This is a genomic window from Amycolatopsis sp. cmx-4-54 (assembly GCF_046548895.1).
Lineage (GTDB): Bacteria > Actinomycetota > Actinomycetes > Mycobacteriales > Pseudonocardiaceae > Amycolatopsis.
This window is the reverse complement of sequence record NZ_JAEBEJ010000002.1, coordinates 106,951-133,727: the sequence shown is the minus strand read 5'-3', so window position 1 is coordinate 133,727 and position 26,777 is coordinate 106,951. Positions and strand designations below refer to the sequence as shown.

Genomic DNA, 26,777 nt, shown 5'->3' with positions numbered 1-26,777 from the left:
GTCGAAGGTGAAAACCGGTGCTCGCTGCAGGGCACGGAGTCGACGTGCGTACCCTCGACGCCCGTGAGCGCGCACACGAACCCCGACAAGATTACTGAAGCCGATTTCACCGGCTACGACCTCATCGTGGTCGGGTCCGGATTCTTCGGGCTGACCGTCGCCGAACGGGCCGCGGCCGAGCTCGGCAAGAAGGTCCTCGTGCTGGAACGGCGTCACCACCTCGGTGGCAACGCCTACTCCGAAGCCGAGCCCGAGACCGGGATCGAGGTGCACCGTTACGGTGCGCATTTGTTCCACACCTCCAACAAGCGTGTGTGGGAGTATGTCAACCGCTTCACCGAGTTCACGAACTACCAGCACCGGGTCTTCGCCAAGGTCAAGGACCAGGTCTACTCCTTCCCGATGAACCTCGGCCTGATCAACCAGTTCTTCGGCAAGTCGCACACGCCCGACGAGGCCCGCGAGCTGATCGCCAAGCAGTCGTCGGAGTTCGAGACCGCGAACGCGCAGAACCTCGAAGAGAAGGCGATCTCGCTGGTCGGCCGCCCGCTGTACGAGGCGTTCATCCGCGGCTACACGGCCAAGCAGTGGGAGAACGACCCGAAGAACCTCGGCGCCGACATCATCACCCGGCTCCCGGTCCGCTACACCTTCGACAACCGGTACTTCAACGACACCTACGAGGGTCTGCCGGTCGACGGCTACACCGCGTGGCTCGAGAAGATGGCCGAGCACGAGAACATCGAGGTCCGGCTGAACGTCGACTACTTCGACGTCCGCGAGCACATCCCCGCCGGCACCCCGACCGTCTACACCGGTCCGCTGGACCGCTACTTCGACTACTCCGCGGGCCGGTTCACCTGGCGCACGGTGGACTTCGAATCCGAGGTCGTCGAGACCGGTGATTTCCAGGGCGCCTCGGTCGTCAACTACAACGACGAGGAAGTGCCCTACACCCGGATCATCGAGTTCCGGCACTTCCACCCGGAGCGCAAGCACTACCCGAACGACAAGACGGTCGTGTTCCGCGAGTACTCCCGCTTCGCCGGCGAGGCCGACGAGCCGTACTACCCGATCAACACCCCGGAGAACCGCGAAAAGCTCGAGGCCTACCGCGAGCTGGCGAAGGCCGAGGCCAAGGACAAGAACGTGCTGTTCGGCGGCCGTCTCGGTACCTACAAGTACCTCGACATGCACATGGCCATCGGTTCGGCGCTGACCGCGTTCGACAACAAGATCGCGCCGCACCTGACCGATGGCGCGCCTCTGGACGGATCCCTCGATGCTTGAGAAGGGCGCTCCTACCGGTGAGGTCGCTGTTCTCGCGAAGGCACAGGGCGTCCTGAAGAGCGACGTCACGGTGAAGGCGGCACGGGGTCTTTCGCACTTCGGCGAGCACAGCGCGGGATGGTTCGCGCTGGGCCTCGTCGGGGCGGCGGTCGACAAGAAGCGCCGCAAGGACTGGCTGATCGCGGCGGCCGGTGTCGTCGGCGCGCACGCCGCCTCCATCGCGGTGAAACGCGTGGTCAGGCGGCCCCGCCCGGACCACCCGAGCGTAGAGGTCCTGGTCTCCACGCCGAGCAAGCTGAGCTTCCCGTCCTCGCACGCGACCTCGACTACGGCGGCGGCGGTGCTGTACTCCGGATTGACCGGGCGTAACCTGGTCCCGGCCCTGGTACCGCCGATGCTGGCTTCCCGCCTCGTGCTCGGCGTCCACTACCCGACCGACGTTCTGGCCGGAGCGGCCCTAGGGGGCGTAGTCGGCGGCTTGATACGTAGGAAGCTGAAGCGACGATGAGTGAAACGACCGAGAAGGCCGATTCCAAGCCTGACGACGTAGAGCCCGTGGCCGAGGCCGCCGAACCGAAGAAGGTCGCCGGCGGTCTCGTCGGCGGCATCATCAAAACGGCACGCCCGCGTCAATGGGTGAAGAACGTGCTGGTGTTCGCCGCACCGTTCTTCGCCTTTTCGAAGTCGACGGACCGGACCGGCCTGCTGATCGCCGCGCTGATCGCCTTCGCGGCGTTCTCGCTGGTGGCCTCCTCGGTCTATCTCATCAACGACGCGATCGACGTCGAGGCCGACCGGGCGCATCCGACCAAGCGGAACCGGCCGATCGCGGCCGGGATCGTGCCGGTGCCGGTGGCGTTCGTGGCGGCGGGCGTGTTCTTCGCCGCCGGCCTCGGCATCTCGTTCCTGGCCAGCTGGCAGCTCGCGGTGGTCCTGGCGGTCTACGAGGCCGTCCAGCTCGGCTACTGCTTCGGGCTCAAGCACCAGCCGGTGGTCGACCTGGCCATCGTCGGCTCGGGTTTCCTGATGCGGTCGATCGCCGGTGGTGTCGCCGCCGGTATCGCGCTTTCGCAGTGGTTCCTGCTGGTCACGGCGTTCGGCTCGCTGTTCATGGTGGCGGGCAAGCGCTACGCCGAGATCATGCTCTTCGAGCGCACGGGCGCGAAGATCCGGTCTTCGCTCAAGAAGTACTCGGCGAGTTACCTGCGGTTCGTCTGGGCGACGTCCGCGGCGATCCTGATCATGTCGTACTGCCTGTGGGCGTTCGAGATCCGCCAGGTCGAGCGCGACTCGGTCTGGGCGATCGTCTCGATGGTCCCGTTCGTGGTGGCCGTGCTGCGCTACGCCGTCGACGTCGACGGCGGCAACGCGGGCGAGCCGGAGGAGATCGCGCTCAAGGACCGCGTGCTCCAGGTGCTCGGCGCGAGCTGGGTCGTCACGCTGTTCCTGTCGTTCTATCTCTGATCGACAGCTCACGCACAGCGCATCCATAGGAAGCGCACGCATCCTCGGTGATGGGGGCGGGCACCGCGCCCGCCCCCATCGACTGAGGAGCGAAAGATGAGCGACCCGCAGCGGCCGTCCGAAGACGAGGACGAGACCCCGAAGACGCCCGCTCCGCCGAAGAAGGGCGGATTCCGTCGGTTCGCCGGGCACCGTGCGACGCAGCTGGTCGCGGTCGGTGCCCTCGGATTCGTCCTCGGCGGCGGGATCATCGGTACCGCCGTCGGCCTGGCCTCCCGCGACGGTGATCGGCGGCCCGGTATCTCCCGTGAACACCGTGGTCCGGGCGGCCCCGGCATGCACCGGGACTTCCGCGACGGTCCCGGCTGGCGTGACCAGGGCCACGGTGGGTAGATAACGGAATCATCACGCCGCCGTGTACGGTGTCCGTGATGCGAAGCGCCTCCGCTGATCTGCCCCAGGCTCCCGGTGCGCTGCCGGGAACCGCCGTCCTTACCCGCCCCTGGGTGCTCCCGGCCGGGGCGGCGGTCGCTTCGGCCCTGGTGTTCGTGCTGGTCAGCGGGCATTTGATCGATGACACGTACATCACGCTCTCGTACGCGAAGAACCTCGCCTTCCACGGCCATTGGGGCCTGATCGAAGAAGGCACCGCCAATACCGCGACGTCGCCGCTGAACGTCCTCGTGCTGGCGCTCGTCACCTTCATCGTGCGGGACGCCGTCTTCGCCGCGGGGATCGTCTACGTCGCGAGCCAGGTGGCGCTCGTTCTCGGCCTGCGCCGGATCGGCGCCGCGACCGGTCTCCCCGGCTGGTTCGCCCCGCTGGCGCTCGGCATGCTGCTGGTGAATCCGCTGCTGCTGTCGTCGGCGGGGCTCGAAGTCGCCCTCGGCGCGACCGCCGTCGTCTGGTCGATGGTGTTCCTGCACGAACGCCGTCCCGCCGCGGCGGGCGCGGTGATCGGCCTGATCGCGCTGATCCGGATCGACCTGCTGCTGATCGCGTTCGTCCTGTTCCTCGGGCGCCGCGAATTCTGGGTGGGCATCTGGCGGATGACGTTCGCCGCGCTCGCGGTGATGCTGCCGTGGTTCCTGTTCAGCTGGCTGGTACTGGGATCGGCGGTGCCGGACACGCTGGTCATCAAGATCATGCAGCGGTCGTGGGGGCCGTTCAGTTTCACCAACGGCCCGCTGTTGTACCTGCGCAACTTCCCGGTGGCGGCGACCCTTTCCTTTCTGCCGCTCGTGATCGGCGGGCTCGCCGGTCTACTGTGGACATTCCACTTCCGGCGAGGCTCGGAGCGGGCGAAGCGGCTGCTGCCGTTCGCCACGCTCGCCATCGCCGGTGCGGCGCACTATCTGGCTTATTGCTGGCTGAACGTCCCGCCGTACCACTGGTATTACGCGCCGAGCGTCGTCGGCGCGACGGTCTTCCTCGCCGCCGGAGCCGGCGCTCTGCCCGGCCGGGCCCGGCTCGGCGCGGGGATCCTCGCGGGCGCGTTCGTCCTCGTGAGCGCCGTCGCCTACGCGGCTCCCGAACTGCCGCGCCGGTTCGCGCCCATCACCAGCAACCACGCCGCGTCCGACGAATACCGCGCGATCGGCGCGCAACTGGGCGAACTGACCAGGGGGCGCAAGGTGGAGAGCGCGGGCGAGGTCGGCGCGCTCGCTTATTCCTGCGGTTGCGACATCGTCGACCAGTTCTCCGACCGCGGCTCCGTCGACCCGGCGATCGTCGAGACGAAGAGCCGCAGCAGCGATCTCGGCAAGGCGCTGCTGGAAGCGAACTTCCGGTTCTTCGACCACAGCGTCCCGCCCGCGACCCCGGATCTCGTGCTGGCCACCACTCGGAAGGCGCCGCCGCCGAACGCGCTGGCGACCTGGACGATCAGCTCGCCTTGGATGGGCACGCAGAGCCTGTACCTGCTCCCGGCCCGCTAACCCCTCGCGTTTCGTCCTCTGAATGCGGTGGTTCGCGATGCCAACTACCGCATTCAAAGACGAAACGCGAGGGGATCCGGGAGTCGTTCCCTAGATCGGCAGCTTTCGGAAGATCGGCCGGGGCACGTGCCGCAGGGCCGACATGACCAGGCGGAACGGCGCGGGCGCCCACACCAGTTCCTTGCCCGCGCGCGAGGCGCCGACGGCGATCTCGGCGACCTGCTCGGCGGTCTGCGCGAGCGGGGCGTCCTTGAGTCCCTCGGTCATCTTGGTCTTCACATGCCCCGGGCGGACGACGGTGATCCGCACGCCGAACTCGGACAGGGCCTCGCCGAGGCCAAGGTAGAAGCCGTCGAAACCGGCCTTCGTGGATCCGTAGACGAAGTTCGACCGGCGGACTCGCTCACCGGCGACCGACGACAGCGCGATCACCTTGCCGTGCCCCTGTTTCTTGAGCTTGTTCGACAGCGCGACACCGACGGACACCGCGGCCGTGTAGTTCACGGTGGCCGCCTCGACGGCCTTCGCGTGGTCCTGCCACAGCTCTTCCTGGTCGCCGAGCAGGCCGAACGCCACGACGGTGACGTCGATGTCGCCACCCTCGAACGCCTTGTCCAGCACGGCCGGGTGAGTGTCCATGGCCTTGGCGTCGAAGTCCACAGTGGAGACTTCGGCGCCCTTGTCCTTCAGGCGTTGCGCGGCGGCGTCGAGCCGCGGCGACTGGCGTCCGGCCAGCACGACCCGAAGGGGCTTCTCGGCCAGGTACTTCTCCGCGATCGCGAGCGCGATGTCGGAGGTGCCGCCGAGCAGCAGCAGGGACTGGGGGTTGCCCACAGCGTCGATCACAGTTCCAACCTTCGGGACATGTCAGAGGCGAAAACGCCTTCGGGGTCAACGGACGCGCGGACCTTGCGCCATTCCTCGAGCCGCGGGTACATCTTCGCGAAGTTCTCCGCGGAGGTGCGCGAATCCTTCGCCGTGTAGAGCCGGCCGCCGAGCGCGAGGACGTCCTCGTCGAGTTCCTGGCAGAACCGGCTCAGCCCGTCCTTGATCGGGAAGTCGAGGCAGACCATCCAGCCGGGGTGCGGGAACGACAGCGGCGCCGCGTTGCCCTCGCCCATCTGCTTGAACACGTTGAGGAACGACACGTGCCCGGAGTCCGCGACCTTCTGGATGATCCGGCGCAGCGGCTCGTGCGCGTTCAGCGGAGTGCTGAACTGGTACTGCAGGAAACCCTTGGTGCCATACGCGCGGTTCCACTCGCCGAAGAGATCCAACGGGTGGTAGAAGGCGGTCAGGCTCTGGATCACCTCGCGCGCGTTCTTCGCGGTCTTGCGGTAGTACAGCTCGCCGACCATGGAGAACGACAGCTTGTTCGCCAGCCCGTTCGGGAACACGTCCGGCAGGGTGGCGAGCGTGCCCGGGTTGAACTTGAGCGGATCGGTCCGCAGCTTGGGCGGCAGTTCGTCCAGCTTGGCGAGCGAGCCGCGCTGGAAGGCGGCGCGGCCGAGCTTCGCGCCCCTGGAGATCGAGTCGAACCAGCCGGACGAGTACGTGTAGCCGGCCTCGGAGCCGTCGGTGACCAGCGCCAGAGTCTCGTCGAGGTTCGCCGTGCGCTGGATATCGGCCTTGAAGTAGGCCGTTTCGGTCTTGGTCATCCGGATCTTGGCGCGGACGATGATGCCCGTCAGGCCGATACCGGCCACGGTCGCCCAGAACAGCTCCGCGTCGGGGCCTTCCGGCGTGAGCGTGCGCACCTGCCCGTCGGCGGTGATCAGGTCCATCGACACCACGTGGTTGCCGAAGCTGCCCGCCGAGTGGTGGTTCTTGCCGTGGATGTCGTTGGCGATCGCGCCGCCGATGGTGACCTGGCGCGTGCCCGGCAGCACCGGCACCCACAGGCCGTACGGCAGGCCCTCGCGCATCAGCTTGTCCAGGCTGACGCCGGCGTCGAGATCGACGATGCCGGAATCCGGGTCGATCGAGTGGATGCGGTCCAGCGCGGTCATGTCGACGACCAGGCCGCCCGCGTTCTGCGCCGGGTCGCCGTAGGAGCGGCCGAGCCCACGCGCGATGACCCCGCGTTCCCCGGCCTGTGTCACCGCGCGAGCGATGGCTTCCACATCGGGGGTGCTCAGGACGTTCGCGATACTCGGCGACGTCCTTGCCCAGCCCATGAGCGACTGTCGCTGTGTCTTGGGTGCTTGGGTCACGCAGACCAGGGTAACCACGCCGAACACTGCCCGGAATGTGACCCTGAAGTGCTCGCTTCTACACTTTGCGCACCAGCCCCAGCAGTTTATGAGGTAGAGCAGTGGTGGCGACCGACCCGAAAGCCGGCGTGACGGCAGCCGCGCCGTCCTCCCCTGGGCTGCTCGGGCAGCTCATCCGCTTCGGCCTCATCGGCGGCTTCTGCGCCCTGGTCGATTTCGGCGTCTACCAGGGGCTGCGTGCCCTCGGAATGGACGCGACGCCGTGGGTGGACCTCGCCCGCGCGCTCAGCTTCATCGTGGGCACCACGACCGCCTTCTTCCTGAACCGCAAGTTCACCTTCGCCGGTGGACGCCAGGAAGGCGCGCGTCAGATCGGTGGCTTCGTACTCCTGTACGCCGTGACGTTCCTCGTCGCCGTCGGCGTCAACCGCACGATGCTGCACGTCCTGCCGGAGTCGGCCTGGAAGGCCACCTTGGGTTGGGTCGTTTCGCAGGCAACCGCGACCATGATCAATTTCGTCATGCTCAAGTGGGTCGTCTTCCGTGAGCCCCGCGCCATCGCCACCAGCACAGAGGAGAACTGAGGATTCATGCCCGGTAAAGCCGCCGTCACCGGAGAGGCCCCGAGCGCCATGGTGAGCACTGTCGACGACACCCGCTTCGCGGAACGCACCCCGCAGGGCCGTCTCACCGCGCAGCGCGGGCTCTACGCCGGCCCGGCCCCCATCGTCAGCAAAGACCTCTACGCCGAGCTCGAATGGGGCACCGCCGTGCGCGAGCGTGCGGCCATCGCCATCGAACCGGCGTCGAAGGTCTCCGGAAACACCTATTTCGGCCGCTTCCCCGCGAGCTACTGGCAGCGCTGGACCGACGTGACCGAGGTCCAGGTCGAGGCCGTCGTCACCGGTGATGGCCAGCTGTCCGTCGGCGCCTCCGACATCGAGGGCGACGCCCGCGTGGTCGCCGCCGAGATCGTCGCGGGCGCGAAGCAGCAGAAGGTGACGCTCGCCGCGAAGCTCGACAAGTTCTACGACGGCGGCGCGCTCTGGCTCGACCTCGAGACCGAAGGCGGCCAGTCGCTGCGGGTCGAGAACGTCCGCTGGACGGTCGAAGCGCCGGAGAAGATCCGCCCGACCGCGGTGACCATCTGCACGATGAACCGCGCCGACGACTGCCTGTCGAACCTGCAGGCGCTCGCCGCCGACGTCTCCTCGCTGGAGACGCTCGACGCGATCTACGTCGCCGACCAGGGCACCGACCTCGTCGAATCGCGTGACGGCTTCGAACAGGTCTCCAAGGACCTCGGCGAGAAGCTGCACTACATCAAGCAGCCGAACCTCGGCGGCGCCGGCGGGTTCACCCGCGGCCTCTACGAGGTCGCCGGGCACACCGAGACCGAGCACGCGAACGTCCTGTTCATGGACGACGACGTGCTGCTGGAGCCGGATCTGGTGATCCGGATGACCGCGTTCTCCAACCGCACGGTCAACCCGGTCATCGTCGGCGGGCAGATGCTGAACCTGCTGCACCCGAACCAGCTGCACGTCGGCGCCGAGTACGCCCGGCTGAACACGCTGGAGCCCGGCCAGCCGGTGCAGCACTCGCTCTCGACCGCCGACCTGCTCGGCGTCGACGAGGAGACCCTCAAGCCGAACCGCCAGGAACGCCGCCTCGACGCCGGGTACAACGGCTGGTGGTCGTGCCTGATCCCGTACGAGGTCGTCAAGGCCACGGGCTACCCGCTGCCGTTCTTCTTCCAGTGGGACGACGCGGAGTACAGCTACCGCGCGCGGGGAGCCGGCTTCCCGACGGTCACCCTTCCGGGCGCCGGCGTCTGGCACGCCGACTTCCACTGGAAGGACTGGGACGAGTGGCACCGCTACTTCAACCTGCGGAACTCGATCATCACCGCCGCGCTGCACTCGCCGTTCAACCTGAACCTGCTCTCGCGCGTGCTCATCGCGCAGCTGGTCCGGTACCTGCTCGGCATGCAGTACGGCCTGTCCGCCACGCTGATCAAGGCCGTCGAGGACTTCCTCGAGGGGCCGGAGGTCCTGCGTGACGGCGGCGTCGCCGCGATGAAGGAGATCCGCCGGATCCGCGACGAGTACCCCGAGACCAAACGGCACAAGGCCACCGACGTCCCGGGTATCGCGTCGAACGACATCGGCATCATCAACAGCGCGCCGCGGCCCAGCATGCAGCGGGTGGTACTGATCAAGCGGATCCTCGACCGGGTGCTCGGCCGCAGCCGTCACTCGCTCGGCGCGATCCCGATCGACGAGGCCCACTGGTGGCACGTCGCGACCTTCGACACCGCCGTCGTCACGGACGCTTCGCAGGAAGGCGTGCGGGTCCGCTCGTACGACCGCGCGAAGATGTTCGACCTGGCGCGCCGGGGCGCGAAGGTGATCCAGCGGCTCCGGAAGGAAGGCGCGGCGGTGCAGGAGCAGTACAAGCGCGCCATGCCCGAGCTGACCTCGCGGGACAACTGGAAGCGCCTCTACAAGCTGTAGGCACTGACTGACGTGAGACGAAAGGGCCCTTCACCGTGTACGACGCGGTGAAGGGCCCTTTCGTCTCGCTCGCCCCGCTGGTCGCGGCCGACGGCAGCACGTCGGGACTCGTCGGACGACACCCCCAGCGGCTCGTCCGGGAAGCCACCTTCCTGCTGATCGCCGTCTGCCGGACTCTTCTCCCGGGACTAGTGAAGGCCGAACACCCTGGTCTTGCGGTTCAGATCGTCGATGTAGGCGGCGGCGACGTGGGAGAAGTTGATCGCCACCTCGGAGTCGTCCCTCGTCTGGATCGTCTGTACCGCGCCGGTGCGGACGAAATGCGAGAGATCCTTGGTCAGCCGTTCGGTTTCCTCCGCCGTGAGCGCGAAGAGCAGCGGCTCGCCGCCGGCGACGAGATGGAGGACGAGCGCGGGTTTCTGGTCTGCCATGAATCCATGGCACCAGCCTTGATCACGGCCGGGCAAGCGGGTTCGCTGCGGGCGTATCGGGTGTGTGGACTACGTTCATCCCGACGAACAAGACACCCGCGGGGGGAAATGGCGATGCCGCATTCGTTCTCGCTGTCGCTGGCGGCGGTGGACATCCTGCTCGAACACGGCCGCTTCGGCCCGGCGCCGGTCCCGTTCGAGGTCCCGCACATCGGCACGACGACCGATCAGCGCGCGATGGTGCGCGAGGCCGTCTTCCGCGACCTCGAAGGCCGTGGCATGATGCGCGGCGGCAGGCTCGACGCCGACGCCGAACTCGCGCTCGCCACGTTCGCCAACCCGCAGCTCGCGGTCTGGGCGGTCGCGCAGCTGGACAAGGACAAGCAGCTGTTCGCGCGGGCGGCGACGAACGGGCAGTTCGCGGTGCTCGTGCGCCAGGAAGAGAACCTGCTCGTGTTCGAGGAGACCCGGCCGACCGCGATCGTCGCGTCGATCGTCGACCTCCTGCCGCTCACCCCGGCGGGCCCTGGCCAGTCGGTCACCATCGCGAAGCCGGTGAGCGCGCCGAAGCGCCCCCGGAACGACGACGCGTACGACCCGTTCGCCCAGGTCAGCGGCCCCCGGTCGCACGGGTCGAATCCGCAGCAGCGGCAGGTGGAGCGGATCTTCGAGAAGCCGATGAAGCGCGTGGGCCAGTTCAGCGTGTTCATCCGCGGCGGCCAGGTCTTCCCGCCGCTGGCGTGGTTCGACACCGAAGCGGGCCGGTTCATGATGACTTCGCGCCAGGCGACCGACGGGCAAAGCTGGCTGACCTACGCTCCCGCCGACAACGCGAGGGTCGCGCAGCAGCTGTACGCCCAGCTCGAAGGCCAGTTCTGAACCGTCGGGAACCGGCGTGACGCCCGTTTCGTCACAGTTGGCGGTGGGATCTCCGGTGATCGGGGAATCACCGTTGCGCTGAGTGCCCGGCTAGTAGACTTCCGGGCGGAACGCACGGGCGAGCAGACGATGCAGTGGGGCGGGCGATGGCTTTCGAAGCGGACGGCGGACAGGCGGCACCGGACTTCTCGATCAGCTCCGCCATGGGGGCGGCGGCCAATTACGTGGAGGCGGGTGGCCTGAACCAGGCCGCGATCGCCAAGGTCGGCGCCGAGACCCAGAAGCTGGTGGCGGCCGCGAAGAGCGGCGGCTTCAAGATCACCGAGGAAGGCGTCAAGCCGCTCCGTGAGGCGCTCGCGAACATGTCGGAAGAGCTCAGCGCCCTCGGCAACCGGACGACGCGGCTTTCCGAGGCACCCCAGCTCGGCGACCACCCGTACGGCAAGGCCGTCGCCGCCCACGACCACAAGGGCGCCGCGCAGGCGAGCAACTCCGCGAGCGCGGTGCTCGAACAGTTCAAGCAGGTCGTCCGGGACGCCGACGAAGCGCTGGCCAGGGCCGCGGGGCTGTACAAGGGTGTCGAAGACCGCGCGCTCGACGCCACCAAGAAGATTCAGGCCTGAGGGACGATGAAGAAACTCTGCGTGCTGCCGCTCGCCGCGGCCGCCCTGGTATTGGCCGCGTGCTCCGCCGAGAAGCCGGGGAACGCGAGCCCGGCGCCGTCGGCGCCGCCCGCCCAGACCGGTGCGTCCAGCTCGGCGCCCGCCACCGGCGGTGGCGACACCAAGTCGATCGATCCGTGCTCCCTCCTCAGCGCCGCCGACCTCTCCTCCTACGGGACGTTCAAGGATCCGGTGACGCTGAACGAAGGCGGAGCCCGCGCCTGCCAGTTCTCCAAGGAGGCGGCGAGCGCCTCGGACAGCCTGACCGTCTCCGTCGACCTCCGTGACACGCAGAACATCGACAGCGTCAACGACGGCGGGAACGGCAAGACCACCGGGAACGTGAACGGGCGCAAAGCCGTGCTCGTGCCGAAACCGCCGTCCGGCTGCTTGATGGCACTCGAACTCACCGCTTCGGCGCGGGCCGACGTCCTCGTGGACGCCACCGATCCGAAGCAGGCCTGTGAGGTCGCCGAGAAGGTCGCCGACACCGTCGAACCGAAGCTTCCGAAGGGCTAAGGGGGAATCAGGATGACCACGAAGACACCGAACCTGAGCGAGAAGCAGGTCTCCGACCTTTCTCCCGCGGCACGCGACGCGTACTTCCAGCAGAAGGCCCAAGAGGGTGTCGACCCCAGTGACGGCTGGCTGTTCGGCGCGGTCAACCGGTTCCTCGCCTCCGGGAAGGCCCACCAGCAGTCGCAGGAGGTCGGCGACAAGAACGTCGACCAGCTGACCAAGAACAAGGACGTCCAGTACGTCGAGGGCCTGGAGCCGTCGAACGCGGACTACCAGGGCTACGACCACGAGAAGCTCGAACAGTTCGTCAACAGCAACCTGAACGTCGAACAGGTCTCCGACGTCTCGACCGCCTACCACGAGATCCACAAGGCCTTCGACACCTTCGCGAAGACGATGGACCAGGCCGTCACCGCGTCGCAGGGCACCTGGGAAGGCGACGCGGCGGGCAACGCGCAGGGGTACTTCAAGAGCCTCAGCAAGTGGTCCGAGACCAACTCCCAGAACGCCAAGCTCGCGTCCGAGACGATCTACGACCAGGGCACCGCGGCCTCCACCGTGAAGAACACGATGCCCAAACCGATCCCCTTCAGCTGGAAGGACGAGGTCGGGGGGTGGATGACGTCGAACCCGTTCAACCTCGGCGAGAACATCGACAAGTCCATCCAGAAACAGAAGGACAGCCAGGAGGCGCACACCGAGGCGGCCTCCGCCATGCACAGCTACGACAAGGCGCTGTACGACGCCGCGTCGAAGCAGCCGGCGTTCGCCGAGCCGCCGAAGTTCGGTGTGGGTGGCGGCGCCGGCGATGACACCGGCAAGCCCGGTATCTACCAGGTGCCGCCCGGCTCGAACAATCCCGGCTTCAACAACCCCGGCAACACCTACATCCCGCCCGGCAGTCGCGGCGGGGGTAGCGGCAGCGGTGGTGGAGGCGGCGGCGGTGGCGGCGGCGGTGGCGGCTATGTCTCGCCGAACCTCCCGGGCCCCGGCAGCAGCACGGGCTCCGGCAGCATCCCGTCGGGGACGACGCCGTCCGGCTTCCAGAACGGGCCGGCGCCGGTCAGCACTCCCGGCCCCAACAACAACACCGCGATGCCGATGAGCCCCATGCCGATGGCGCCCATGATGGGTGGCGGCATGGGCGACTCGGACTACAACAGCCGCAGCGGCCGTGGCGGCGGCAGCGGCAGCGGGTTCGGCCCCGGCAGCGGTGCCGGGGGCTCCACACCCGGTTCGGGCTCCGCGTCCGGCGCGGCCCGCCCCGGCGGTATCGGTGCCGCCGAAGCGGCGGCAGGCCGCGGTATGGGCGGTCTCGGCGGTGGCGCCGCCGGTCGCGGCGGGCCGGGTATGGGCGGCGGCATGGGCGGTCGCGGTCAGCAGGCGGACGGGGACGAGGACACCGAGCACCAGCGTCCGACGTACCTCGTCGAAGGTGACCCGGACGAGGTCTTCGGGACCGACATGCGCACCGCTCCGCCGGTCATCGGAGAGTAGACGAACGAAAAGGGGCCCCTCGCGCGAGCGAGGGCCCCCTTTCGCGTGTCTCTCAGTAGCGGTAGAACTTCTCCTTGCGGCCCTGGCGCAAGAGCTTGAGCCACTGCAGGAAGGCCTTCGGGTCCCGTTTCACGCCGATGAAGTACAGGCCGAATCGCACCACTTCGAGCGCGCCGATCTTGCGCATGCCCGGCTGGGACAGCAGGTAGCCGCGGTTGCGGTAGGTGTAGTAGCGCTTGACCTCGTTCTCCGGGTCCTGCGCGTGGAACCGGCCGCCCAGCATCGGCTTGAACTCGTCCGAGCCGTCCGGGTGCAGATACGCGGTCTTGAGCGAGGTGCCGAACGGCAGCCCGGAACGCACCAGGCGCCGGTGCAGTTCGACCTCGTCACCGCGGAAGAACAGCCGCAGATCCGGCACCCCGACGACGTCCAAAGTGGACGCGCGGAACAACGCGCCGTTCATCAGCGAGGCGATCCCCGGCAGGAAGTCGACGCCCAGGTCCGACGATGATCGCTTCCAGGTCAGCCCGCGCCGCAACGGGAACGCGAGCTTGTCCGGCGCGTCGATGTTGGTCACCACCGGGGAGATCTCGGCCAGACCCCGCTTTTCGGCCTCCTCCAGGAGGATCGCGAGGACGTTCTCGTCGGCGGGACGGCCGTCGTCGTCGGCCAGCCAGACCCAGTCCGCGCCCAGCGAGAGCGCGTGCAGCATGCCGAGCGCGAACCCGCCCGCGCCGCCGAGGTTGCGGTGCGAGGGCAGGTACGTGACCGGAAGCGGGTAGTTCTCGACGATGTCCCGCGCCGGCTTGTCCGGCCCGTTGTCGACCACGACGAGGTGGTCGACCGGGCGCGTCTGCGCGGCGATCACCTTGAGCGAGTCCGCGAGCAGTTCCCGCCGATGGCGCGTGACGACGACGCCGACGACGGCGCCTTCGGGCAACTGCCGGGTCTCGCTGGTCATCCTTGGCCACCGTTCGTCGTCGCCACCGGGTCGCGCTCGAGACCGAACCGGTCCAGCGTTTCCTTGCTCATGTTCTCGAACGGATCGCGCCCCTTGTAGCCGGTGAGCACGTCGCGCAGCGAACCGCGCTGCTTGACGTGTCCCTCGTCCATCCAGATGGCGGTGTCGCAGAGTTCGAAGAGGAACTCGTCCGAATGGCTGGCGAACACCAAGATGCCCGACCGCTTCACGAGGTCCTTGAGCCGGTCCTTCGCCTTGTCGAGGAACGCCGCGTCGACCGCGCCGATGCCCTCGTCGAGGATCAGGATCTCCGGGTCGATCGAGGTGACCACGCCCAGCGCCAGGCGCACCCGCATACCGGTCGAGTACGTCCGCAGCGGCATCTGCAGGTAATCGCCGAGTTCGGTGAATTCGGCGATGTCGTCGACGCGGGCTTCCATCTGCTTCGCGGTCATCCCGAGGAACAGGCCGCGGATGAGGATGTTCTCCAGCCCGGAGATCTCCGGGTCCATGCCGATGCCGAGGTCGAAGACCGGCGCGATCTTGCCGGAGATCTTCGCCGAACCGCGGGTGGGCTCGTAGATGCCGGACAGCAGCCGCAGCAGCGTGGACTTCCCGGCGCCGTTGTGGCCGACGAGGCCGACCCGGTCGCCTTCGCGCAGAGACAGGGACACGTCGTGGAGTGCTTCGATGATGGGCACCTTGGTCTCGGTGCCGATCTTGCCGCCGACCTTGCCCAGCACCTTCTTCTTCATGGAGCGGGTCTTCGCGTCGAAAATGGGGAAGTCGACGTAGGCGTTGTGCACATCAATGCTGACCATCTGTCACACCCAATAAGAGACGCGGGAACGGTAATTGCGCATCGCGACCAGCGCGAGAGCCCAGCCGACGACGGTGATGCCCGCCACCACGTACCAGCTGTTGATGCTGACGTCCTGGCCGATCAAGGGCGCGCGCACGATCTGGATGAAATGGAAGAGCGGGTTGGCGTAGACGAACGGGAGGGCTCCCGAAATTCCGTCACGGGCGCCACCCGCCATCAGCTGGTCGATCGGCCACACGATCGGCGTCATGTAGAACAGCAGCTGGATGAGCGAGTTGATCACCTGTGGGATGTCGCGGTACCGGGTCGAGATGATGCCCAGCAGCAGGGTGACCCAGCCGGCGTTCAGCGCGAGCAACAGGATGCCGGGGATCGCGCTCAGCGAATACCAGCCGAGCCCGGGGTGGCACAGCGCGCCGTTGACGCACGCGCCGCTCATCGCATACTGCTGGTTCAGGCTGGTGAAGAAGATCGCGACCACGATCACGTAGACGATCAGGTTGTGCGCCAGCATCAGCGTCTGGCGCCAGACCGTCCGCAGCACGTAGACCGAAAGCGGTGCCGGGAGCTGTTTGATGAGTCCTTCGTTGGAGATGAAGGTCTCCATGCCCTCGGACAGGCAGCCGCTGATGAAGCCCCAGATGATGAATCCGGTGCTGATGTAGGGCAGGAACGTCGCCGTCGGCAGGTTGAACAACTGCGAGTACAGAAACCCCAGGCCGAGCGCGATGATGCCCTGGCTGATGGTGATCCAGAACGGGCCGATCACCGAGCGGCGATAGCGCTGCTTGATGTCCTGCCAGCCGAGGTGTCCCCACAGCTCTCTGGCGGCGAAACCGGTCTTGATATCGGCGAACGCGCGCGAAAAGGTCTTGCTGTCCGAAATCGGCGGAACCGAGGTCGGCGCAGCACCGTCGGCGGCGTGAACCGTGCTGGTGGCATGCACGGTAACGAGGGTACCGATGGGGCCGATGATGCCTGGGCCGCCCCGCCCGGAGCAGGTTCCCGCGCTCCCGCTCCGGTAACGGTGTGTGCGGCGCTACGATGCACGAATGCCGGTCCCCGACAGAACGGCTTCGGTTTCGAAGCCTACCCGGCGCGCACTGTATTACCTGGTCGCGCCGGTCGGTCACCCCAACTATGGTGACGAACTCATTGCCGCGAGTTGGCTCCGGCATCTGGCCGAAGTGGCACCTGACGCGGATGTCTGGGTGGACACCCATTCACCCGGTCCCGCCGCCGTACTCCTCGACGGTCTGCATCCGCGAGCGAAGTTCACGGACACTCTATGGCGTCTCTGCTGGGAGGCCCCCTCCGAGGACCCGTGGCAGGCCGCGGCATGGGTCCGGGAAGCGATCCACAACCCCGGGATGATGCCCAGGTTGCATCACGGGATCGAGCTGCTCGCGACGGTCGACGTGATCCACGTCGTCGGTGGCGGCTACATCAACAAGCTCTGGCCCAAACAGATCGGCCTCCTGGCCGGGGCGGCGGCCGTCGCCGAGCGCTCGGGCGGCCGCGCGGCCATGACGGGGCAGGGGCTGTTGCCCGCTTGTGACGACGTCGCACCCTTGTTGCGGGCGTTGGCCGACCGGTTCGAGATCGTGGAAGTTCGCGACGACGCCTCGGCCGAGTTGCTGGACGTGCCGGTCGGGCTCGACGACGCGTTCATCGGGATCGATCAGCACCTCTACGAGGAGACCGAGGATCTTCCCGAGGTCATGCTTTGTCTCCAGTCCGACCTGGTGGAGGTCGGGGTCGGCAAGCTGGCGGGCGCGGTGCTGTCGATGCTGCGGGCCTGGAAGATTTCGCCCGAAAAGATCGGCGTGGTCGAGGGGGTCCCGCGCGTCGACAGGGAGGTGTTCGCGCTCCTCGAGCGGGAATTGCCCGGCGCCCGGTTCTACCCGTTTTCGCACATCTGGACGCACGGACTCCCGGTTTCGCCCGGACAGACCTGGATTTCCACCAGGTTCCATTTGCACATGCTGGCGGCCGCGGGAGGCGCTTCGGGGGTCGCGGTCTCGATCCACCCCGACTATTACGCGACCAAGCATCGCTCCTTGGCGGCGCTCGGTTCGAATTGGACCTTGCTGGAGGACTTGAGCGAGGTTCCGGAACGGCCGAAGGCGGGTGGATACGCACCCGATGCCTTGGCTGGTTTCAAAAAGGCGAAGCGTGACCTGGCGAAGACCATCTACGCGCCCGTGGTCCGGCCCGAACCGGAGCCGGACGGCCCCGCGGAATCTCAAGTGACTCCATTGCGGAGGCGGTGGGCCCGCCTCATCCGCAGTTGACGACTCGGCCACTTGGAGTACATGGGATGTTTCGTACTGTTACGGCATTCGAGTAGTTCATGGCCTGCTCCATTGACTGATCGTTTAACGCGCACTTAACGTTCCGCACGGCGTCGGGGGACGACCGCTCGGTCCGTGGGGGTACGTCACTGTGGCGCGTGCACGTGTAGTCAATGCTGCGCGGAACTGGTTGATTCTCGGCCTCGTGCTGGCCGTTTTGTTTCCTGTCGCAGGCTCGGCCGTCGAGTACGCCAAACCGGCCGAGCCGCTGCCTCTGGGGGCATCACTTGATTCGCCCGAGCAGCGGTCCGGTACCGGGCCGGGCTCAGGGAGAGACGAAAGACCGGGGCTCGAGCCCCGCGACACACCTCGTCCTGCCGGCGCGGTGGCCGACTCGGCCGCCGCGCCGCCTCAGGTCAACGGCGTGGTCAACGGCGTGCAACACGTCAAGCCTGCGCTCGCACAACGAAGCGGGTTGCCCGCGATCGATCCCAAGGCCGTGGAACGGCCGCAGGACCGCACTGCCGACACCCAGACGTTCGAGAACCCGGATGGCAGCCGCACTCTTCGGGTGCACACCGGGCAGGCGAACGTTCGAGAGGCCGACGGTGGCTGGGCTCCGATCGATCTGAACCTGCAGGCGGGCCCGGACGGCCGGTGGTCTCCGCGAAAGGCTCCCACCGCGGTCAGTTTCGCGCCGCTCGCGAACGCCGGGCAGGTAGCCACCGTCGGTCTGGACGGTGGGCACACGCTGGCCTACGCCCTCCAGGGAGCCGCCCCCGTGTCGGCTCGGCCGACCGCTGACACGGTGACCTACCCCGGTGCCCTGCCGGAGGTCGACCTGCGGTTGTCGGCCACCAACGGTGGGCTCAAAGAGGAATTCGTACTGCACTCGTCGAAGGCGCGGTCGAGTTACGCGTTCAACTTGCACACTGGGGCACTTCGTCCGCAGATCGTCGATGGCGACATCAAGCTGGTCGACAAGGCGGGCGAGGCGCGAGGCGTCATTCCCGCGGGCTTCATGATCGACGGCAAGGTCGATCCGGTGACCGGGACCGGCGTCCGAAGCGAGGGCGTCCGGTACTCGCTCGCGCAGGCAGGTGCCCAGTCCTGGACCCTGCGAGTCGACCTGGACGTAGCTTGGCTGAAGGATCCGAGCCGGGTCTTTCCGGTTGTCGTGGACCCGAGTGTCGGGAAGGTCTGGGTCAACGAGGACACCTACGTCAAGTCCGGTACGACGCAGAACCACTCGGGGAACATCGAACTCGAGGTCGGTTCGCCGAACGGTGGGAGGACGATCTCCCGCTCGTACTTGAAGCTCGAGTCGGTTTCCGCCGCCCTTCGGAACCAGTACATCATCGGGGCGACCCTCGACGTGCTGGCCGTTCATTCGTGCCAGACGCGCCCGGTCACTCTTTTCGAGGTCACCCAGGGCTGGGGCAACAACGCCGTCTGGCCGGGAGCGGCGGCGGGCCGTGCGCTCGCCACCGTGAATGTCCCCGCGTTGGGCGCGGGATGCGCCGGCCAGCACCTGACCCAGTTCGTTCTGCCGCAGGACATCGCCATCCAATGGTCACACGGAGCTGCCCTGGGCAACGGTTTCACCATCCGCGCCGCGAACGAAGGCGATAGCGCTGCTTTCAAACGCTTCGCCTCCGCCAACACCCTGAACAAGCCGTACCTCGATGTTCGCTACGCGCCGGAAGGCGCCGGTTACGAGCTCACCGACGTTCTCCTGCCGACCAACACGCGAGAGGGCACGTTCACCGCGAAGGTCACCAACCAGGGGTCTTCCACTTGGGCGGCCGGTGGCGGATATCGGCTGGGTTATCTGGTCAAGCAGAACGGCACGGTGATCAAGACCTCGCAGGGAGTCTCACCGGGTGTGGACGTGCCACCGGGTGGCCAGGCGACCATCACGGTGCCACTGAGCGCATTGGCACCAGGCGACTACGAACTTCTTCTGACCATGTGGAACCCCGCGAACCAAGATTTCCACGTCGTCTACGAGGTTCCTTACGGTTCGGCTCCGCTGAAGGTCCAGAACACGCCGCCAGGGTCCAACTACCAGCAACCCGGAAACGGCGCGACGGTCGAATCCTTGACACCGACCCTGTTCGCCAGGGCCGTCGATGACGACAACTGGCCGAACAAGGGGTTCACGTTCCAGTTCCGGATCTGCACCGATGCCGCGCTGACCCAGAACTGCACGGATTCCCCGTGGGGCCCCGAAAGCTGGGTGCCGCCGGCCGGAAAACTGGTCTGGAGCAAGACCTACTACTGGGGTGTCAAGACTCATGACACCGTGAGTCCGTCGCCGAACTGGGTCGGGCCGTTGGCGCTGACCACGCGTGTCCCTCAGCCGGAGATCACCTCGCACCTCGCAGGCAGCCCGGATACCGTGAACGGTCCTGGTCTCGATCCGCAGATCGGGAACTACTCGACCGTCGTCACCGACGCCAGCGTCGCCACCGTCGGGCCGGACCTCACCATCACGAGGACCTACAACAGCCTGGATCCCCGGAGGGACACCGCCTTCGGCGTCGGCTGGGCGTCCCGTCTGGACACCCGGCTCGTCCCGAACCGGTCCGCGCAGAACGTCGTCGTCGACGTCCTGCTGACCTATCCGAACGGAAGGCAGGCACGGTTCGGCCGAAACCCGGACGGCTCCTTCGCGCCGCCGATGGGGCAGAACGTCGACCTCGTTTACGACAGCGGCACCGGCTACTACACCCTCAGGGACGTCACCGGCAGCCGCTGGCTGTTCGACAACGCGGGCAAGCTGATCCGCATCACCGACCCGGCCGGGCTCACCGAGCACCTCGAGTACGACACCTCCGGTCACGTGACGGCGGTGGTGAACGACGTATCCGGACGGTCGCTGGGGATCACCTGGACCGGAGCGCATGTCACCAAGGTGCAGACGCCCCCTCCCGCTGCCGGGCAGGAGCCGTTGACCTGGACCTACACCTACGACGGCGACACGTTGACCGGTGTCTGTGCTCCTGGCGCGGCACCGAACTGCACGAGTTACGGGCGTCTCGCCGGCTCGCACTACCGCAGTTCGGTCATGGACGACGGGCCGCGTGGGTACTGGCGGCTCGGCGAGGACAGCGGTCCGACGACGGCGAGTGCCGCGGCTCGTACGCCCGGCGCGGACGCGGGCAAGCAGAACGGCCTCGGCTTCGGGGCGGCGGGCGCACTCGGCGGTACGACCGACACCGCCGCGGTCTTCGACGGCATGGCCAGCTATCTGACCCTGCCGGACGACCTGCTCAAGGAGAACATGTCGGTCTCGGCCGAGTTGTGGTTCAAGACCGGAGCGAGCGGAACTCTGCTCAGCTATGCCGATCAGGCCTTCCCCGCCACCGCCCCCGCCAAATGGCGGCCATTGCTCTACGTGGGAATCGACGGCCACCTCTACGGCGGACTGTCTGCCCGCAACGTGACCGGCCCGAGCCAGGTCGTCAGCACGAACCCGGTCAACGACAACGGATGGCACCATGCCGTGCTGACGTCCGCGGTCGACCGCCAGACCCTGTACCTCGATGGCGCGCCGATCGGAACGATCACCGGGCTGATCGATCACGGGACGCTGGGCAAGCTGACGGTCGGCGGAGGGGTCGGCAAGAACTTCCCGTCGACGAACGGTGGCGATTTCTACTTCAACGGCTCGATCGACGAGGTCGCGCTTTACCAGCACACCTTGAGCCCGTTCGCCGTCGCGCAGCACTTCGGCGCCGCGCGGACGATCGACCAGCTCACGAAGGTCACCTTGCCGCAGGATGGCCGAGTCTTCGCCGAGATCGGTTACGACGACCGAGCTGACCGTGCCAAGACGCTCACCGACCACGACGGTCGCAAGTGGACACTCGATCTTCCGTCGCGCAACAACGCGGAGCGCACGGTGACGTTGCGCGGCCCCTACCCGGAGTGGACTTACAAGTTCGACGCAGACCAGGGCGGTCACCTCACGTCGATCGTCCACAAGGGATTCGACAAGCATTGGGAGTACAACGAGAAGGGCTTCCTGAAGGCCACTGTCGACGAGCTCGACAACCGGGTCGAGCAGACCACGGACGACCGCGGCAACGTGCTGAGCCGCAAGACCTGCCGGGCCGTGGGGTCGTGCAACACCTCCTACTTCACGTACGTCACGTCATCGGATCCTCTGGATCCGAGGCGTGACAAGCTCGCCACCAGTTCCGATGCCCGCTCGTCGAGCGCCACCGACACCCGGTACCGGACGTCCTACGCCTATGACACGGCAGGCCGGCTCACCACGACGACGTTCCCGATCCCGGCAGGCCAGATCGCCGCGCCGACGGAGGTGCGGACCTACGCCAACGGTTTCGAAACCGCCGAGGGCGGCGGCAAGGTGCCCGCCGGCCTGCTGATCCAGGCCACCGACCGGCGAAATCAGACCGCGAGCAACGCGTTTCGGGCGAACGGGGATCTGGCGTTCACCAAGGACGTGATGGGGCTGGTCGCGTCGTACACGTATGACGGTGTGGGCCGACGGCTGTCGCAGCAGGAGGGCAACGCCGCCGGCGGTGTGTTCGGGATCCGGAACTTCGAGTACACGCCGAAGTCCGAGATCGCGAAGATCACCGGACCGGCGGTGACCAACACGATCACCGGAGTGACGCACACGTCCGTCACCAGCGACGTCTACGACGGCAATGGAAATCTCCTGGAGACGACGGTCTCCGACGCGACAGGTGGAGACCTCGCTCGCAAGACCACCTTCGGCTACAACGCCTTCGATCAGCGGGTCAGCGTCAACTACCCAGATGGCGGTGTGGTTCAGTACGAACGCTCGCCTGATCTGCTCAAGGTCGTCACCACCGATGTCCTCGGCACGAAGTGGACCGATCAGTTCGACGACGAGCGCCGCCTGTTGTCGCGAGTGGCCAGTGGTATCGGGGCAGACCCCGCCACTTCGGGTATGGGCAGCTTGCGGGTGAAGAACCGAAGCTACGACCCTGCTGGACGGCTCGAGCGGGTGCAAGACGCGATGAACCGGTCCACCCGGTACGGCTACTACGGCGATGGTCTGCTCGCTACGGCCACGCTTGAGGGGTATCAGCCTCCGCCCGGGCCTGCTCGAGACGTCCTGCTGGAGCAACGTGTCTATGACCCCGCCGGCAACCTGACCCAACAGGTCACCGCGGGAGGCCGCAAGACAACGACGGCGTACGACCCCGCCGGTTACGCCACCGAGTCCACAGTGGACCCGGATGGAGTGAAGCGGAAGACCGGCTTCGTCCGAGATGGCGCGGGGAATCCCACACGCGTCACCTCGACCGGTGCGGCCGACCCCGCGCGCGTCGAGACGACCGACTTCAGCTACGCGCCCAACGGCAGTGTCAGCAGGCAGGACACGACCGCGTCGACAGGCCTCGTCCTGTCGTCGACGACGACCTTCGACGAACGCGGACTGGCGGTGGCGAGCACCGACAGGCGGCAGGTCCAGACTCGCTACACCTACGACGCGACCGGGCAGCCCGTTTCGACGATCAAGCCGGCCGTGGACGTCTGGGGCAACGGTCAGAAGACCGCGAACGTGGAACTGACCGAGTCTCTGGGGCACAACACGTTCGGCGAGGTCACCCAGTCCAAGGACAGTGCCGGGAACGTCACCACGACCGAGCGCGACGACATGGGCAGGGCGACCGCAGGGATTCTCCCCACCTACACGCCGCCAGGCGGCCAGCCGATCACTCCGGTGACGCGGACGGCCTATGACCGTGGCGGCAACGCACTCACGGTCACCGATCATTTGAACCGGACCACCACGAACACCTACGACCCCTATGGCCACCTACTCACCTCGACGTTGCCACAGGTCGGCGACACCCCGTCGGTTCTGAAGTCTTCCTACAACGGGAACGGCGAACTTCTGAGCAGCACCGACGCGACCGGTGCACGCGAGGAGTTCACCTACGACGAGTTCGGCCGGCAGATCACCGCGACGCAGGTCGAACGTTATGGCGGTCAAAACGTCTTCTACACGGCTCGGACCGGATATGACGACGCCGGGAACGTCACTTCGCAGACCACTCCGCAAGGCTTCGTCAGCACGAAGGCCTACAACGGCGCGAACGAGCTGATCAGCGAAACCGACGAGACCAACCGCACGGTGACGTACGGCTATGACGACTCGGGTCGGCAGAGTAGTGTCACCGACCCGACCGGTTTGGTTAGCAAGAGGACCTATGACCTGGCGGGCCGAGTAACCGGAACCGCGCAGATCGTCGACGGCCAGCAGCAGCGTTCGTCGTCTTCCAGCTATGACGGCAACGGGAACGTGCTGCAGTCCGTCTCGCCGGAAGGCCGGACGGTCGACTACGGCTACGACTTCCTCAACCGGCTCGTCAAGCAGGTCGAGAAGGTCGACGCCACCAAGTCGATCACGACGTGGACCGGCTACGACCGGCTGGGCAGCCGCAGCCACTTCGTGGACGGCAAGGGCAATGCGACGGAGTACACGTACACCCCTTGGGGACTGCCGGAATCGGTGATCGAGCCGGCGGTCACGGGTGCGACGCAGCTCGGTGATCGCTCCTGGACCACCTCTTACGACGCCGTCGGACGCGCGACGAAGCTGGTCGCTCCAGGCGGTGTCACTCGCACCCGGGAGTACGACGACCAGGACAGGCTGACCACCGAACGTGGCGCCGGGGCGGAGCAGGCGACCACGGATCGCACGTTCGGCTACGACCTGGCGGGTCGCGTCACGAAGGTCGGTAGCCCTGGTGGCGACACTCACTATCGCTACGACGACCGCGGCAACCTGCGGACTTCGCAGGGACCCATGGGCTCCAGTGTGTACACCTACAACGGCAACGGGACTCTCGCGACGCGCGCCGATGCGGCCGGAACCGCGACGTTCACCTACGACGCCGCAGGCCGGCTTTACTCGGCCGCGGACCCGATCAGCGGCCGTACGGTGGACTACCGGTACGACAGCGCGGGACGGCTGTCGCTGACCAAAGACCGGGCTCTGTCTGGGCGGGTCACTCGCAACATCGGTTACGACAAGCTCGGCAGGCTGGCGTCGGACAACCTGACGCAGTTCGACGACACCAGTGCACGAGTCGTGTTCGGGGACAGCTACGGATACGACAAGGACGACAAGGTCACCTCGAATACCTCGACACGTCCTGGCGCGCCTGCCGCGAATGCCTACGGATACGACGGTGTCGGTCGCCTGACCTCGTGGACGGCCGGAACCCAGCAGACGACCTATGGCTGGGACGACGCGGGCAACCGATCATCGGTCAACGGCGCCGCTTACACCTACAACGAGCGAAACCAGCTCCTGTCGGGCGGCGGCGCCGCGTACACCTACACGAAGCGCGGCACAGTCTCCGCGGTGACTCGTGGGAGCACCACGACGACGAGCGGTTTCGACGCCTTCGATCGGCTGGTCACCAAAGGCGCGACCAACTACCAATACGACAGCAAGGACCGCGTCCACACCCGCAACAACGTCACGCTGACCTACGACGGCCTGTCGAACGAGTCGGTCACCGACGGCATGCGCACCGTGTCCCGGCTTCCTGATGGAACCGCGCTGGGCGACAAGGCCGGTGACGGCGGGAAGTTGCTCTATTCCGACAGGCACGGTGACGTCGTCGGGCGCTACCTCGGTGCGGCGGTCGACGGCCAGCGGACGTTCGATCCGTTCGGTGTGGTGACGGCTTCGTCGGGCGACACCTCGAACCTGGGGTACCAGGGAGACTGGACCAGCCCGGATTCCGGTGACGTCAACATGACCGCGCGGTGGTATTCGCCGGAGCGCGGTGGGTTCCTTTCGCGGGACGACTGGACGCTCAATCCAGTGCCGTCGGCTGCGGCGAACCGTTATTCCTATGCGGCTAGTGACCCTATCGGTCTAACCGACCCCAGCGGTCATTCTTTGTGGGACCCCTTCTCGGATGACGTTTACGGGAACAATGGGGACGACGCCGAGTCCCCCAAGCCACCTAAGCCGCCCAAAGCGCCGGTTCCGCCGTCTATGACCGGAACTATGAAGGGTGGAGTGTACGGCAACGGTCCTGGTGGTCATAATAAGGCTGGCAATAATTTCAGCGGAAATGGAAGCAATTTCAACCGCAATGGGAAAATGAGCCCGCCGCCTCCGGCGTGGAAAACTTCAGCGAAAAAGCCTGCTTATGTTCCACCTGCCGGTTCGACGGTAAAGCCGATTGGTCCCGAGCGTTCAGCTGTATCATCGCCATCATTTTCGCCAAGGGATACGTCGATTGCACAGTTTGCCATAGCCAACCGGATTTCCGAGTCGACCTCTCAGTACGCGACAAACGCGTCGGATTCCTTTGGGGATTGTGTTCCTGTCACAGGGAGCGTATATCAATGCCCGTCTGTTACAGGTCCTCTTCCGGTTGGGCCGAAGTATGACGAACAACAGGCAATCCTTGAGTCGCTTGGGATGCTCCCAGGGGTTGGTGCCTTCGCGGATGCGAGCGCGGCGGGTGGCTACCTAGATCGCGGCGATTGGAATGGCGCACTTCTTGCGGGTATTGCTGCGATTCCTGGCATCGGAGATGCGATCGCGGGTAGCGGTATGGTTTACCGAAGCATGAAGATTGCGGACGACGGATTGCCTTTTGTTGTGCAAGGAAAGAACGGTCTAGGAGTAAAGACGGACGGTCAGAACCCGGACTTGGTTCCTGATCAGAACGGGATGGTACACCCCGGAAAGGGTGGGATGTCGGTATCGCCCGCGCCGCATCTGCCGGTTGATTTCAGGCGTCCTCCGGAGCATGGTGGGAGGGGTAAGAACCCTATGTGGTGCTACGATTCTTGCAAACTTCCCCCGGGCTTGAAATATGTTCCTGACGCACCTGATCATGGAACTATTCAACCGAGCTGGTCAATGCCTTTGCGAGAGTATCAAGAGCTCTTGGAGCAAACTCGAAAAGGATGGGAAATGACCGAGGCGTCCAGGCGGGCTACGGGGGAGGTGGGGCCATTTTAGGTCTTAGCCTTCAGTTGTTAGAGTTCTTTGCGGGGCGCTAGTTTGAATTGAGGTTTCAAGTGGAAGTTGGCAAGGAATTCGAGAAGGTTCTCATGGAGCGAATAGTTGCTAGGAGGGATCTTCCGGGAATTAGGCACTTGCTTATTGATGAACTTGAGCGAGGAGTCTCTCGAGAAGATCTCCTGAGTGAATTAACTCGAATTATGGTCTGCCTTCGACAGGAGGGGCGCGACGAAGACGAGGATCTCGTGGCAGAAACTGCGGAGCTCTTAACTAACTGGGCTCAT

19 protein-coding genes are annotated in these 26,777 nt (G+C 66.4%); 13 read left to right on the top strand and 6 right to left on the bottom strand.

What is annotated here, in order from left to right; all coding sequences use genetic code 11:
- Window positions 1-63 precede the first annotated feature (63 nt).
- The 5 genes from glf (at window position 64) to ACLJQ7_RS05815 (ending at window position 4,691) form a co-directional block, all read left to right on the top strand.
- The gene (gene glf, locus ACLJQ7_RS05835) at window positions 64-1,290 is read left to right on the top strand and encodes a UDP-galactopyranose mutase (protein ID WP_410647120.1); all 1,227 of its coding nucleotides are present in this window, start codon (window positions 64-66) and stop codon (window positions 1,288-1,290) included.
- Complete coding sequence (locus ACLJQ7_RS05830; protein WP_400947150.1) at window positions 1,283-1,798, top strand: phosphatase PAP2 family protein; 516 nt, start codon at window positions 1,283-1,285, stop codon at window positions 1,796-1,798. Before glf ends, ACLJQ7_RS05830 begins: the two co-directional genes overlap by 8 nt.
- Window positions 1,795-2,754 (top strand): decaprenyl-phosphate phosphoribosyltransferase, encoded by a 960-nt coding sequence (locus tag ACLJQ7_RS05825; protein ID WP_410647119.1) that lies wholly within the window; start codon window positions 1,795-1,797, stop codon window positions 2,752-2,754. Before ACLJQ7_RS05830 ends, ACLJQ7_RS05825 begins: the two co-directional genes overlap by 4 nt.
- A gap of 96 nt (window positions 2,755-2,850) precedes the next feature.
- Window positions 2,851-3,147 carry a hypothetical protein gene (locus ACLJQ7_RS05820; protein WP_410647118.1) on the top strand — a complete coding sequence of 99 codons (297 nt, stop codon included), beginning with the start codon at window positions 2,851-2,853 and terminating at the stop codon, window positions 3,145-3,147.
- A gap of 38 nt (window positions 3,148-3,185) precedes the next feature.
- Window positions 3,186-4,691, top strand: a complete 1,506-nt coding sequence (locus tag ACLJQ7_RS05815) for a hypothetical protein (protein ID WP_410647117.1) — start codon at window positions 3,186-3,188, stop codon at window positions 4,689-4,691.
- A gap of 90 nt (window positions 4,692-4,781) precedes the next feature.
- On the opposite strand, the gene ACLJQ7_RS05810 is transcribed toward ACLJQ7_RS05815, so the two are convergent.
- A complete protein-coding gene (locus ACLJQ7_RS05810; protein ID WP_410647116.1) occupies window positions 4,782-5,537 on the bottom strand; it encodes a decaprenylphospho-beta-D-erythro-pentofuranosid-2-ulose 2-reductase in 756 nt (251 codons plus the stop codon).
- On the bottom strand, window positions 5,534-6,904 hold the full coding sequence (locus tag ACLJQ7_RS05805) for an FAD-binding protein (RefSeq protein ID WP_410647115.1): 1,371 nt from the start codon (window positions 6,902-6,904) through the stop codon (window positions 5,534-5,536). Before ACLJQ7_RS05805 ends, ACLJQ7_RS05810 begins: the two co-directional genes overlap by 4 nt.
- Window positions 6,905-7,005: 101 nt before the next feature.
- Here ACLJQ7_RS05805 and ACLJQ7_RS05800 point away from each other — a divergent pair, with 101 nt between their 5' ends.
- Entirely contained in the window at window positions 7,006-7,488 is a 483-nt protein-coding gene (locus tag ACLJQ7_RS05800; RefSeq protein ID WP_410647114.1) for a GtrA family protein, read from the top strand.
- 6 nt (window positions 7,489-7,494) lie between these two features.
- Window positions 7,495-9,420, top strand: coding sequence for a glycosyltransferase (locus tag ACLJQ7_RS05795; RefSeq protein WP_410647113.1), 1,926 nt, complete (start codon window positions 7,495-7,497; stop codon window positions 9,418-9,420).
- Window positions 9,421-9,608: 188 nt separating this feature from the next.
- On the opposite strand, the gene ACLJQ7_RS05790 is transcribed toward ACLJQ7_RS05795, so the two are convergent.
- Window positions 9,609-9,851: a hypothetical protein gene (locus ACLJQ7_RS05790; RefSeq protein WP_034309787.1), complete on the bottom strand. Its 243-nt coding sequence runs from the start codon at window positions 9,849-9,851 to the stop codon at window positions 9,609-9,611.
- Between the two features lie 114 nt (window positions 9,852-9,965).
- Here ACLJQ7_RS05790 and ACLJQ7_RS05785 point away from each other — a divergent pair, with 114 nt between their 5' ends.
- The 4 genes from ACLJQ7_RS05785 (at window position 9,966) to ACLJQ7_RS05770 (ending at window position 13,408) form a co-directional block, all read left to right on the top strand.
- A complete protein-coding gene (locus ACLJQ7_RS05785) occupies window positions 9,966-10,730 on the top strand; it encodes an ESX secretion-associated protein EspG (protein ID WP_410647112.1) in 765 nt (254 codons plus the stop codon).
- A gap of 146 nt (window positions 10,731-10,876) precedes the next feature.
- Window positions 10,877-11,353: a hypothetical protein gene (locus tag ACLJQ7_RS05780; protein ID WP_410647111.1), complete on the top strand. Its 477-nt coding sequence runs from the start codon at window positions 10,877-10,879 to the stop codon at window positions 11,351-11,353.
- Window positions 11,354-11,359: 6 nt separating this feature from the next.
- Complete coding sequence (locus ACLJQ7_RS05775; protein ID WP_410647110.1) at window positions 11,360-11,911, top strand: DUF3558 family protein; 552 nt, start codon at window positions 11,360-11,362, stop codon at window positions 11,909-11,911.
- Window positions 11,912-11,923: 12 nt separating this feature from the next.
- Window positions 11,924-13,408, top strand: coding sequence for a hypothetical protein (locus ACLJQ7_RS05770; RefSeq protein ID WP_410647109.1), 1,485 nt, complete (start codon window positions 11,924-11,926; stop codon window positions 13,406-13,408).
- 52 nt (window positions 13,409-13,460) lie between these two features.
- Here the strand turns inward: ACLJQ7_RS05770 and ACLJQ7_RS05765 are convergent, their stop codons facing one another.
- Genes ACLJQ7_RS05765 through ACLJQ7_RS05755 form a run of 3 tightly spaced genes read right to left on the bottom strand, consistent with a single transcriptional unit; the run spans window position 13,461 to window position 16,138 of the window.
- Window positions 13,461-14,369: a glycosyltransferase gene (locus ACLJQ7_RS05765; RefSeq protein WP_410647108.1), complete on the bottom strand. Its 909-nt coding sequence runs from the start codon at window positions 14,367-14,369 to the stop codon at window positions 13,461-13,463.
- Window positions 14,366-15,190, bottom strand: coding sequence for an ABC transporter ATP-binding protein (locus tag ACLJQ7_RS05760; protein WP_410647107.1), 825 nt, complete (start codon window positions 15,188-15,190; stop codon window positions 14,366-14,368). Before ACLJQ7_RS05760 ends, ACLJQ7_RS05765 begins: the two co-directional genes overlap by 4 nt.
- A gap of 3 nt (window positions 15,191-15,193) precedes the next feature.
- Window positions 15,194-16,138, bottom strand: coding sequence for an ABC transporter permease (locus tag ACLJQ7_RS05755; RefSeq protein WP_410647106.1), 945 nt, complete (start codon window positions 16,136-16,138; stop codon window positions 15,194-15,196).
- Window positions 16,139-16,244: 106 nt separating this feature from the next.
- On the opposite strand from ACLJQ7_RS05755, the gene ACLJQ7_RS05750 reads away from it, so the two are divergent.
- Together ACLJQ7_RS05750 and ACLJQ7_RS05745 are read left to right on the top strand one after the other, a co-directional pair.
- Window positions 16,245-17,486 (top strand): polysaccharide pyruvyl transferase family protein, encoded by a 1,242-nt coding sequence (locus tag ACLJQ7_RS05750; RefSeq protein WP_410647105.1) that lies wholly within the window; start codon window positions 16,245-16,247, stop codon window positions 17,484-17,486.
- A gap of 2,239 nt (window positions 17,487-19,725) precedes the next feature.
- On the top strand, window positions 19,726-26,490 hold the full coding sequence (locus tag ACLJQ7_RS05745) for a LamG-like jellyroll fold domain-containing protein (RefSeq protein ID WP_410647104.1): 6,765 nt from the start codon (window positions 19,726-19,728) through the stop codon (window positions 26,488-26,490).
- Window positions 26,491-26,777 lie beyond the last annotated feature (287 nt).